The sequence below is a fragment of the Chryseobacterium indologenes genome, assembly GCA_016025055.1.
GTDB classification, from domain to species: domain Bacteria; phylum Bacteroidota; class Bacteroidia; order Flavobacteriales; family Weeksellaceae; genus Chryseobacterium; species Chryseobacterium indologenes.
Window position 1 is genome coordinate 4,102,323 of record CP065590.1, and the last position, 12,055, is coordinate 4,114,377.

Annotated in this window: 11 protein-coding genes and 1 pseudogene; 6 read left to right on the top strand and 6 right to left on the bottom strand. The window is 39.2% G+C overall.

Annotated elements, in window-relative coordinates:
• Window positions 1-16 precede the first annotated feature (16 nt).
• Genes H3Z85_18900 through H3Z85_18910 form a run of 3 tightly spaced genes read left to right on the top strand, consistent with a single transcriptional unit; the run spans window position 17 to window position 1,617 of the window.
• Entirely contained in the window at window positions 17-472 is a 456-nt protein-coding gene (locus H3Z85_18900; protein ID QPQ51345.1) for a cupin domain-containing protein, read from the top strand.
• 17 nt (window positions 473-489) lie between these two features.
• Window positions 490-1,374, top strand: coding sequence for a dihydrodipicolinate synthase family protein (locus H3Z85_18905; GenBank protein ID QPQ51346.1), 885 nt, complete (start codon window positions 490-492; stop codon window positions 1,372-1,374).
• A 9-nt stretch (window positions 1,375-1,383) separates the two neighbouring features.
• Window positions 1,384-1,617: a thioredoxin family protein gene (locus H3Z85_18910; GenBank protein ID QPQ51347.1), complete on the top strand. Its 234-nt coding sequence runs from the start codon at window positions 1,384-1,386 to the stop codon at window positions 1,615-1,617.
• Between the two features lie 185 nt (window positions 1,618-1,802).
• Here H3Z85_18910 and H3Z85_18915 read toward each other — a convergent pair whose 3' ends face one another.
• The gene (locus H3Z85_18915) at window positions 1,803-2,309 is read right to left on the bottom strand and encodes a pyridoxamine 5'-phosphate oxidase family protein (GenBank protein ID QPQ51348.1); all 507 of its coding nucleotides are present in this window, start codon (window positions 2,307-2,309) and stop codon (window positions 1,803-1,805) included.
• Between the two features lie 222 nt (window positions 2,310-2,531).
• Between H3Z85_18915 and H3Z85_18920 the strand changes: the two genes are divergently transcribed.
• Together H3Z85_18920 and H3Z85_18925 are read left to right on the top strand one after the other, a co-directional pair.
• Window positions 2,532-3,329, top strand: coding sequence for a helix-turn-helix transcriptional regulator (locus tag H3Z85_18920; GenBank protein ID QPQ51349.1), 798 nt, complete (start codon window positions 2,532-2,534; stop codon window positions 3,327-3,329).
• A gap of 62 nt (window positions 3,330-3,391) precedes the next feature.
• Window positions 3,392-4,351, top strand: a complete 960-nt coding sequence (locus tag H3Z85_18925; protein ID QPQ53950.1) for a nitrilase family protein — start codon at window positions 3,392-3,394, stop codon at window positions 4,349-4,351.
• Window positions 4,352-4,492: 141 nt separating this feature from the next.
• Here H3Z85_18925 and pdeM read toward each other — a convergent pair whose 3' ends face one another.
• The 5 genes and pseudogenes from pdeM to H3Z85_18950 form a co-directional block, all read right to left on the bottom strand.
• Complete coding sequence (gene pdeM / locus H3Z85_18930) at window positions 4,493-5,137, bottom strand: ligase-associated DNA damage response endonuclease PdeM (GenBank protein ID QPQ51350.1); 645 nt, start codon at window positions 5,135-5,137, stop codon at window positions 4,493-4,495.
• A 76-nt stretch (window positions 5,138-5,213) separates the two neighbouring features.
• Window positions 5,214-5,816, bottom strand: coding sequence for a 2,3-bisphosphoglycerate-dependent phosphoglycerate mutase (locus H3Z85_18935; protein QPQ51351.1), 603 nt, complete (start codon window positions 5,814-5,816; stop codon window positions 5,214-5,216).
• 129 nt (window positions 5,817-5,945) lie between these two features.
• Window positions 5,946-8,330, bottom strand: a complete 2,385-nt coding sequence (locus H3Z85_18940) for a ligase-associated DNA damage response DEXH box helicase (GenBank protein ID QPQ53951.1) — start codon at window positions 8,328-8,330, stop codon at window positions 5,946-5,948.
• A gap of 49 nt (window positions 8,331-8,379) precedes the next feature.
• Window positions 8,380-9,960 (bottom strand): annotated as a pseudogene (locus H3Z85_18945) (ATP-dependent DNA ligase).
• A complete protein-coding gene (locus H3Z85_18950; protein ID QPQ51352.1) occupies window positions 9,957-10,979 on the bottom strand; it encodes a ligase-associated DNA damage response exonuclease in 1,023 nt (340 codons plus the stop codon). The pseudogene H3Z85_18945 and the gene H3Z85_18950 overlap by 4 nt, the downstream one beginning before the upstream one ends.
• A 284-nt stretch (window positions 10,980-11,263) precedes the next feature.
• Here H3Z85_18950 and H3Z85_18955 point away from each other — a divergent pair, with 284 nt between their 5' ends.
• Entirely contained in the window at window positions 11,264-12,055 is a 792-nt protein-coding gene (locus H3Z85_18955) for an SDR family oxidoreductase (protein QPQ51353.1), read from the top strand.

Genomic DNA, 12,055 nt, shown 5'->3' on the forward strand with positions numbered 1-12,055 from the left:
TTAAAATTTTAAAATCATGGACAAGAAACAATTTAGTTCTAAAGATTTTCACCAGACCTTTGCGAGACCAACGTATGTAAAACCTACTCACTTAATTCATAAAAATGTGGAAAATGCGGGGGAACACAACCAATTTTCAACAGAAAGAAAGCATCCTGTTTTCTTTGTAGATCTTCCAAGCAAAAATGTAAGCATGACCATTGGCGGTCTTTTACCGGGCCAGCAAACCAACAGACACCGTCATACTTATGAAACGGTGTTATTTGTGATTGAAGGAAAAGGATGGACGGAAGTAGAAGACGAAAAAGTGTATTGGGAAGCTGGAGATGCTGTTTACATTCCTTCATGGGCATGGCACAAGCACCAGAATCTCAGTGATACTGACCCCGCCAAATATATTGCCTGTGAAAATGCTCCTCAGCTTCAAAACTTAGGAGTAGCTTTGAGAGAAGAAGAGGGAAGAGATCTTTAATTTTAGTTTAATTATCTATGAAAAACGTTCCTTTTAAAGGCATTATTGCCTATCCCATCACACCATTTGATGATCACGAAAAAGTGGATGTCCCTCTTTTTAAACACCTTGTAGAGAGATTGATTGAGTCAGGAAACCACGGAATCGCTCCTTTGGGAAGCACAGGTGTAATGCCTTATCTGTCTGATGATGAGAAAGAAGCTATTACTGAAGCCACTATACAGCAGGTAAAAGGCAGAATTCCCACTTTGGTAGGAGTATCTAATCTGACAACGGAAAAGACCATCCATCATGCACAGTTTGCAGAAAATGCCGGTGCTGATGCGGTTATGATTATTCCGATGAGTTATTGGAAACTGACTGACGATGAGATTGTTTCCCATTATGATGCTGTTGCCGGTAAAATTTCTATTCCGATTATGGCATATAATAATCCGTCAACAAGTGGAGTAGATATGTCTCCGGCTCTTTTGAAAAGATTATTGGAAATTCCAAATGTCACAATGATCAAAGAAAGCTCCGGTGATGTCCAGAGAATGCATTATCTGAGGAGAGAACTGGGGGAAGATGTAGCATTCTATAATGGCTCCAATCCTTTGGCACTGGCCGCTTTCTCTGCCGGAGCGAGAGGCTGGTGTACAGCAGCCCCCAATCTGATTCCTGAGCTTACTCTTAAATTATATGAAGCGGTGGAAGCAGGTGACCTGGAAAAAGCTAAGGAAACTTTTTATCAGCAATTTGACCTTTTAAAATTTATTGTGAATAAAGGGCTGCCAAGAGCAGTGAAAGCTGGTCTTAGTATTCTCGGAGAACAAGGCGGGAATTTAAGAAGCCCGTTGAGACCTCTTCAACAATCAGAGACAGAAGAATTAAAAAGAATTATTCAAAACATTACTAATTAAAAGAACATTATGAAAAAGTCAGTTTTTTATCATGCAGGATGCCCGGTTTGCATCAGTGCGGAGCATGATATCGTTAACCTTATAGGTACAGAGAATGTAGAAATCATTCATTTGGGGAATGATAAAGCAAAAATTGCACAGGCAGAACAATCCGGAGTACGCTCAATACCAGCCTTGGTAACGCCTAGCGGAAATGTTCTTCATATCAATTTCGGAGCCAGCATGGAAGAGGTGAAAAAATAGCAGTTTGATTTTATAAAGGCGGGGCTTCATAATGCTCCGCCTTTTTTGTGATCAATAATTTTAGCTGCAATAAAATCTAATTGCCACTCATAAACCATACAATGATCGTTGATAAGTGGCAATTAAAGGTTGCATCCCTTATGAAGTTTTCAACTATAATATTGCTGATAATCAGGAATTATGAATTAAATCGTTGCATTTCCTTCTACACCATCTGAATTATCGGTTTTCTTTCCGGTAATTGCTGAAGCCACAAAGCTAAACAGGCTCACAAGTTTACCGGCCTTCGTGTCCCAATAATATGTCTCCTTAGGTTCTACACGGATGATGGTAACATTCGGATCATCTTTTCCGTCAAACCAGGCATTGGCCAAAGGAGACCATTTATCTTCAATAGTCGCTTTGTCTTTGTAAACAGAGGCTTCTCCGTATACGGAAAGATACTCGGCATCACTATTATTCATAAAAAACAACTGAACCCTGCGGTCTTCTTTGATTTCAAAATTTTTATTGCTGGTTCCGCTGCTGATAAACCACAAGTTTCCGCTGTCATCAGTTTCCTGTAAAGACATTGGTCTGGAATTGACAGGTACACGGTCTAATTCTGTACAGAACATACACGTTCTTGCTTTTTCCGACAGTTCTTTAATTTTTTTGATCGCTTCAAGGTGGGTAAGATTCTGTGTTGACATAATAATATATTTAAGTGATTGGTTGTTTTGTATAAAAAGATTCTTACGAAAGAATCAAGATTACTGCGGTAAATATTCAAATATCTGACCAAAAGAATCGAAAATGTGGTACGTGCTATGAAATATTATAAAAATTATTTACTGATATGATGGGTAAAGAATCCGCTTATGGTTTATAGCTCAATAATATTTACAGCTCATGAAATTTGTGTACATTTGAATATGCAGATTTCGCCCCCTCCACATCTGGCACCGTTTATCAGGCATTATATCTATCTGGAAAATTCCCGGGAGGCTGGTGAAAATATGAGATTGTTTACTGACGGGAGTACCGGGCTGATCCTGTCTGGTGATATGAATCTGTATTCCAAAATTTCAGGAGATCAAATGCCCCTTTCATTTTTTTATGGGGTGCCGGATACGTACAAAGATTTTTATTCAAAAGGAAAATTTTCACTGATAGCGGTGGTATTTCAACCTTACTTTTTAAACATCCTTCTAAAGACTTCAGCCAAAGAGGTTCGAAACCAGATTATTTCTGTGGAAGATGTTGTAAGAGATAAGTTACAGCCGTTTCAGGAAAAACTTTTTACCCAGACAAACCCGTTATCTGTAATCAATGGTCTTAATCTCTTTTTCAGCGAATTTTTAGCACAGGAAACAAAATCCGATTACAGCTTTATTTCTACAGTGCAGCAGTATATTCTTAAAAACAAAGGTTCCGTATCATCCAAAGAACTGGAGCTGTTTACAGGATATTCTGAGCGACATCTGGAAAGAAAATTTGAGGATTTCATGGGCGTTTCTCCGAAGAAATATAGTACTATCATCCGGCTTCATTATTTTTTAAGCCTTATCAACAGAGGAATAGCCGGTGATAATATGACAGCCCTTTCTTACAATGCAGGATATTCTGATCAATCTCATCTCATCAGGGATTTTAAAACCAGTGTAGGACTCACTCCGCGACAGTATATCAAAACAAAAAATAAAATGGCTGTCAATTTCATTGAATTGTAAACCAAAATGTCGGTTTTATACAATTTTTCAGTACTTCAAATGCTTTAGTTTTGCTGAAAAAAATAATGAATATTAAAATTTCCACTGCCCAATTTGAAAACAAAAGCGGAGATAAGGACTATAATCTTTCCATTATAGAAAAACTCGCTGCCGAAGCAGCTTCCAAAGGTTCTGATGTTATTGCTTTTCATGAATGTTCACTTACCGGATATACTTTTGCCAGAAAACTTTCCAAAGAACAGCTTCTTGATATTGCGGAACTAATTCCTGAAGGAGAAAGTATTCACAAACTCCAACAGATTGCCGGCGAACATGATATTACCATATTGGCAGGCCTTTTTGAAAAAGATGAGAACAATAATCTCTTTAAAGCCTATGTATGTGTTGATAAAACAGGACTAAAAGCCAAGTACAGAAAATTACATCCGTTCATTAATCCTCATCTTACTCCCGGAAATGAATATTGCGTTTTTGATATTCAGGGATGGAAATGTGGTATTCTGATCTGCTATGACAATAATATCGTCGAAAACGTAAGAGCAACCAGACTTCTTGGTGCCGACATCATTTTTATGCCTCATGTAACGATGTGTACCCCTTCTACAAGACCCGGAGCAGGATTTGTGGATCCAAAACTTTGGGAAAACAGAGAAAATGATCCTACCTCATTACGCCTGGAGTTTAATGGCATGAAAGGCCGTGATTGGCTGATGAAATGGCTTCCGGCAAGAGCTTATGATAACGGATCTTACATTGTTTTTTCTAATCCTATCGGTATGGATGATGATCACCTTAAAAACGGTTGCTCTATGATTATTGATCCTTTTGGTGATATCATAGCAGAATGTCATTCGTTTGATGACAGTTTTGAAACGGCTTCTATCACATCTGAAAAATTGACGCAGGCAGGAGGATACAGGTATATCAAAGCCCGCAGACCGGAATTGTACAAAAATATTATTGGTCAGGACCATGTGCCTGATCAGAAAGTGGTCTGGCTGAATGACCAGCAAGGTAAATGATTTTATCCTTCTACAAGGTAAAGAAGCGACGAATTGTATTTTTTCCCTGTCATTTTCTGCTTTTGCCATGACTGCACGAATTATTCTATTTGTGCAGTCATGATACTATTCCCATTAATTATCTGAGAGGATTTGAGGATTTTAAACCTCATAAATTTCTGAATCTGTAAAAACAAAAAACTTACTTTTGCCGGGCAGGTTCTTAGTGTCTAATCCTGTAAATTCACTGAAAGCAGGCAACAGCAATTGGTTATGACTAAGCGCAAAACAGGGAAGCCTGATACTTTTTACTGCAGAATTCAGCACTATTCCGGGATGAATATGACCGGTAATTTGAAATGTCTGTAGAGACGAATCAAAGTCGTGAATAAATGTAAAGTTTTTAATCGTAAGCGAAGCTTCTTTACCATTTAAACACAGTTTTTTCTCCAGGGATTTTGAAATTCTGTCGTGATTTCCTTCGATAAGACAGAAGTGAATATCAGGATACTGGTTCCGCCATGCGCAGAATTCATCAACATCAGAATTATCCCCTGCGTGAAGCAGATCTCCGACCACTATAAATTTTTCAGGCTGAAAAAATTCAATCAGGGCAGATAATCTTTCCAGATCACTTTTCATAATATGATTGGCTAAGGCAATTCCATTTTTACGGAAATGAGCGGTTTTTCCGATATGCAGGTCAGAAAGAATCAAAGCTTTCTCTTTTTCCCAAAAAACAGCACGTTGATTGGTTAAAGTAAAAATTTCGTTCTGAACGGACAGGTTTCTGGTGACTATAAACACTTGTTAAAAAGTTGATAATTGATTATTTATACTGTTTTTCTAAGTATACTTGAGATTTCTAACAGGAGGATTCCGCTTAGTTGTCTATTCTGCTGATGTGAAAATTCTCATCAAAGATATAGGTTAGCGGAATTCCGGTAGCGATTTCACGTTCCAGGATTTCTTCAGGAGAAAGATTCTCAAGGTACATAATCAGAGCGCGGAGACTGTTACCATGAGCAACAATCAGTACATTTTCACCTTTTTTCAAAAGAGGAAGAATATGCATTTCATAATACGGGATAACCCTGCTATACGTAATCTTCAGACTTTCACCTCCCGGCGGAACTACATCAAAGGACCTTCTCCACGTACGAACCTGGTCGTCACCATATTTAAGGGCGGTTTCAGCTTTATTCAACCCTTCCAGATTTCCGTATGAACGCTCGTTGAGTGCTTTATCCATGATGACCGGGATATTGGGTTTCCCCATTTCGTCCAGAATGATGCTGAGAGTATGCTGGGCTCTGATCAGGGCCGAAGTAAAAGCTACATCTATTTTTTCCCCTTTCAATGCAATACCTGCTTTCTTTGCCTCTTCGATACCCGCTTCAGTTATATCGATATCCTGCCAACCTGTGAACCTGTTTTCAAGATTCCAGAGTGACTGTCCGTGACGGACTAAGAATAATTTTGTCATTGTGTATATTTTATTTTATTCTTTCCCAAGAAGATATTCTAATTTACGATAATTATTGGGAGGAGTCAAGTGATTTTTGTCATCAATCGGTACAAATACTGCTCATTGTGTCCTTTCACAAAAAGTGTTTTATAGTTTAAGCATTCTCCTGATCCTTGCGTCTAATCCTTCACTGGAAAGCGTTTGTCTCAGGCTGTCTACTTTTATAGGAAAGCTGAGTGGGGTAAAGGAACGGGAACGTTTCAGAATAATCTGAGATTTTTCGATTCTTTTAAAAGCTTCCACAAGCCTTTGTTCCTGAAGCTGCATATTAAACACTTCAGTATATGCCTGTTTGATAAGAAAATGATTGGAATCGTAATCTTCAAGGACTTTAAAAATAAGTCCTGCAGAACTTTGCAGAGACTTATTAGACCGTTGCTGGCCCGCATAGTTCTGAATGACCATTCCTGAAATCACAGCAATATCACGGAATTTCCTTCTTGCCATTTCTGCAGAATTGATACTGGCAATCACATCTGTCATCAACTGATCCCTTGTCAGCACCTGATGGAGATTTTCTTCGTTAAGAGGTATTTCTTTATCGCTGAAAAGCTCAAATCCATAATCATTCATTGCCATGGAAAAGGATATGGGAGCCAGTTTTGAAATCCGGTAGGCGATCAGAGCAGCCATGACTTCATGTACCAGGCGACCTTCAAAAGGATACATAAAAAGATGATATCCTTCACGGTTTTTAATCAATTCGACAAGGAATTCGTTCTCCTTGGGAATGTGTGAGTTTTTTTCCTGATTGGTTAATAACGGATGTAAAAATTTCAGCTCTTTTTCCGAAGTCTTCGGGCTTAACGCATGCGAAAGTTTTTCCCTTAAAAAATGTCCAAGATTAGAACTTAAGGGTAATCTACCTCCAAGATAACTTGGCACCAGTGCTTTTCCTTTGGCAGACCTTACATAGACGGTCATATCTTTGATCATGGCTACTTCAAGAGTTCGTCCTGCCAGAATAAATTTTTCTTCTTTTTTTAATTTTGAAATAAAGTATTCTTCAATCATTCCGATATACCCGCCGGAAATAAATTTTACTTTCAGCATGGCATCACTTACGATCACTCCCATATTCATACGGTGCAGCATTGCTATTTTCCTGGAAGTCACTTTGTAGAGCCCGTCGTCCATGATGACAATTTTATGGAATTCTTCATAACTTTTTAAAACACTTCCACCAATAGTCAGAAATTCCAGGATACTTTTCCATTCTTCATCCATTATTTCCTGGAATGCATATACTTTTTTGATTCTTTCGTAGGTTTCATCAGGATAAAAACCATCTCCTACAGCAAGTGTCATCAGAAACTGCACCAGCACATCAAAACACAGAACCTGAGGCTCCCGGGGCTCTACCACTTTTTGTTTTACCGCTTCTTTCAATGCAGACACTTCAATCAGCTCTAAAGAATGGGTTGGGACACAATAAATTTTAGAGGTTTCAAAAGGGGAGTGCCCGCTACGTCCTGCCCGCTGTAAAAACCGCGCTACTCCTTTTGCAGAACCAATTTGAATGACAGTATCCACAGGCTTAAAATCTATTCCCAAGTCTAAAGAAGAAGTGGAAACAACGGCTTTTAGTTTTCCGGAACTCAGGTTTTCTTCAATCCAGATTCGTAAATGAGCGTCAATAGAACTGTGATGGATGGCAATCTGGCCTGCAAAATCAGGATAGGCTTCCAGTAATAACTGATACCACATTTCACTCTGGCTTCGCGTATTTGTAAAAACGATGGTCGATTTTGAATCTAGAATAATGGGAACTACTTTATCAGCCAGCTTATTCCCGAGATGACCTGCCCAGGGCAATATTTCTATTTCATTAGGAAATACAGGGATGATATCGATTTTTTTATGTTCTTTTGCCGTGATTTTTACCTTTTTAATGTCATAGGGAATGAGAATATGCATGGCATCATCCAGATTCCCAATGGTTGCCGTAATTCCCCATATTTTCATTTTTGGAACATACTTTCTCAGTTGTGATATGGCCAGCTCTACCATGACACCACGTTTTGATCCCAGGAGCTCATGCCACTCATCTACAACAATGGATTTCATATCACGGAAAAAAGTTCCATGATTTTTCTGTGCTAAAAGTAAATGGAGACTTTCAGGAGTGACCACCAGAATTTCGGGCATTTTTTTCACCTGCTGCTGCCTTACTTTAGGATCAGTATCTCCGTTTCGTACCCCGACAACCCAATCCAGTCCGATTTCGTCCATCGCTTCCTGCATGGCTTTGGCAATATCTTTTGATAAGGATCTCAGAGGCGTGATCCAGATCATCTGCAGTCCTTTTTTATAGTTTTCGGGATGATTGAGAAAATCTGAAATCAGTGCCAAAAAAACAGAAAATGTCTTTCCGAATCCCGTAGGTGCCACTACCATTCCGCTATAGCCGTTTTGAAATTTGCGCCATGTATCGGTCTGGAATTTAAAAGGAGACATTCCTTTATCTGTCATCCATTGCTGAATGATTTTAAAACCATCTGTATGTTCAAATGCTGCCAAATTATTGTATCAGTTTTTTAATTTCTTCAAGGTCATCAATTTCGTTCACTGTTTTATCTTTCCGCCATCTTACAATTCTCGGAAAACGAAGGGCGACACCACTTTTATGTCGGTTGCTGAAGCCTATTCCTTCAAAAGCAATCTCAAAAACGAGTTCTGCTTTTACCGTTCGTACAGGACCAAACTTTTCAATGGCGTTTTTGGTAACAAAACGGCTGACTTCCATAATTTCTTTATCTGTAAGCCCCGAATAGGCTTTTGCTATTGTTACAAGGCTGTCTCCATTCTTTACGGCAAAGGTATAATCAGTATAATAGGCACTTCGCCTGCCACTCCCTTTTTGAGCATAGATCAAAACGGCATCTATGGTAAAAGGATTTATTTTCCATTTCCACCAGTCACCTTTCTTACGACCGGCATGATAGGGAGATCTTTTTTGTTTCAGCATTAATCCTTCGCTATTGACTGATCTTGAGTTCTCACGGATGGCATCCAGCTCATCCCATTTTTCAAAATCTACTATTGTTGAAATTCTTATGTTTTCAGGGTTTTCATTTAATAATAATTCTTCCAGCATAGCTCTTCTTCCTGAAATGGGTTTGTCTCTCAAATCATTATTCTCAAGTTCCAAAAGATCATAGGCAAACACCTGGACAGGAATTTCAGAAAGCATTTTTTTGTTAAGGTTTTTCTGTTTAATCTTTTTTGTAATTCATTAAAATTTAAAACCTTATCATCTTTTACGGCAAGTATTTCACCGTCTAAAACAAAACTTCCTTTCATATTTTTTACAGTTTCCACAATTTCAGGAAATTGTTCGGTAATGAGTTCTTCTCCCCGTGACCATATAAAGATTTCATCATTTCTCCGGATAATCTGCCCGCGGATTCCGTCCCATTTGTATTCTGCCATCCACTCGCCGGGCTCTCCAAGCTCATCTAGAGCTTTTTCCAAAGGATAGGCGAGGCAGAACGGATAGGGTTTTGAATCGTCAGGATTGATATTTTCAGCGGTTATCAGCTCCCGGAAAGACGTTTCATCCGGAAGCCATTTTCCCATCAGGCTGTGCATAAGAGCACTGGATTCCTGTCCCGAAAATTTTGTCAGGGCGTTAATCAATGTTTTATCGGAAACCCCGATCCGAAAACTGCCTCCGATCAATTTATTGAAAATTAAACGTTCTGTATAATCGAGACCGTTCCATGATTGAAGTACAAATTCTTTCTTCCCAGCCTCTGTCTTATTTTTTTAAATCCACAATGTCATTCATCCATTGTGATAATGTACGGTCTATTTTTTCCCCGGGTGGAGGAAGGATTAGTGAAAGGGTCTCGCCAAGATCTCCTACGGAAGAATAGCTTTCCTGAAACAGCCATAATGGAAGTTTTGTGATTTCCAAAGCCCATTCCTTCATATAATTAGTGTTGACATTCCTTTTGGGGCGTTTACCGGTAAACAAAGCGATAAACCATACTTTATCATCGTCAGGAGCACGCTCAAGATAGTCAATGATCGCATCAATTTTTGCATTGGTTTTGTTGGTGGTTTCCAGCGCGTTGATTAATTCTGCAAAATGTCTCATGGTTCCGGGGTTTCTAAGGTTTCCTTTTCAGCTTCTTCCTCATCTTCGCCAAAGAGAGTTTCCACCACATCCGACCGAATTCCTATTTCATTCAGATACTTGGAAAAAACCTCTGTCTGCCCATGGGTCACATGTACAAGCTCTGCTTCTGTGGCTTTTACCGTTTGCAATAATCCTTTCCAGTCGGCATGGTCACTCATGGCAAATCCGGCGTCAGCGCTTCGCCATCTTCGTGCACCGCGCACCTGCATCCAACCTGAACAGATTGCTGTTGCCGGATCTGGAATTTTCTTGATAATATTGCTGTCCAGCAGAGCCGGCGGTACTATCACTATTTCATGTTGCGTTTCTTTGGGGCGTTCCCTGAAATCCGCGACGGTATATTCCGGAAGGGCAACTCCCACCGCCTCAAATGCTTCGTTTAATTTTCCGATAGAATAGTGGACATAGATTTGTCCCAAACCTTCCACCGCTTTCATAATTCGCTGTGCTTTTCCTAAAGAATAGCCGATAAAGACGGATGTTTTATTGTTTTCTTTATTTTTTAATACCCAGTTTTGAAGTTTCTTATTTAAATCCGGAACTTCAAGCCAGTTGTAAATAGGAAGTCCAAAGGTACTTTCAGTGACAAACTCATTGCATTTCACCAGTTCAAACGGAGTGCTTAAACCATCTTCCTGGACTTTGTAATCACCTGAGATAACAGCTACATAACCTTTATATTCCAATCTTATCTGGGCCGAGCCAATAATATGACCTGCAGGATGCAATGACAATTGTACACCATTCATATTGATTTTCTCTCCATATTCAAGACTCTGGCATTCAATATCCGGGCTTATGCGTTGATGCAAAATAGGTTTTGTAAAATGATGGCAAAGATATTTTTTCATTCCCCACCGGGCATGATCAGCGTGTCCGTGGGTAATGACGGCCATGTCTACAGGTCTCCAGGGGTCTATATAAAATTTCCCCTGAGGACAGTAAATTCCTTTTTTAGTAAATGTGATTAATTTCAATGGTGTGATTGGGTTTATAGGATATGCTTCAAAAACTTAACCAAATTACAATAAAGTATTGATTTTATTCTAACCTCTCATCAGTAACTGAGCTTACGTGGTATGTTTTTAAACATTTTGAAGATGACCGGCTATAAGGTTTAACCGTAATAAAGCCAAGCTCTAAAGTGTGTATACTGATTGAAATAAAGTGAGCCTCTGGACACTAAAACAATGAACTTTACAGCAATATATACAGACTGGAAATCTTTGAAATTTGTATTATGATTTTAAAAAAAAATACAATGAATAAAACAATTCTGATTACAGGAGCAGCAAGTGGATTCGGAAAGATTGCCGCTTTCGATCTTGCTAAGAAAGGGCATAAAGTAATTGCCACTGCACAGGTTTATCCTCAAATGAGTGATCTGATCCGTGAAGCCAAAGAACTGGGAATCGACCTGACCGTTGATAAACTTGATGTAACCAATTCCACAGATATTGCTTATATCTTGAAAAAGTATGACATTGATATTTTAATAAGCAATGCAGGAATTATGGAAGGAGGGCCTATAGCCGAACAACCAATAGAATTAATCCGTTCCATGTTTGATGTCAACGTATTTGGGGGACTGGAACTGGCTCAGGGTTTTGTTAAAAAATTTATTGAACAGAAAAAAGCCGGTAAGATTGTGTTTACCACATCGATGGGAGGTCTCTGGACGGTACCTTATGTTGCTGCTTATTGTGCTTCAAAACATGCGATGGAAGCTATTGCCGAGGGTTTAAAAACGGAACTCGCCCCTTTTAATATCAAAATCGCGACCTGCAATCCGGGAGTATTCGGTACAGGTTTCAATGATAGAGGGGTAGATTCCATATTCCGTTGGTATGATCCTGCTATCAATTTCACACCTGAATCAGCCTTTGATGGCGCTGCAGAATCTCTTGCCCATCAGCTTGATCCACAATCTATGGCAGAGGTCATTGTAAATGTAGCATTGGATGAAAACAGCAACTTCAGAAATGTGCATCCGAAGGAAACAGAGGATTTTGTAAAACAACTTCAGGCAGAAGCCTGGACTGCAAAAAGCTAA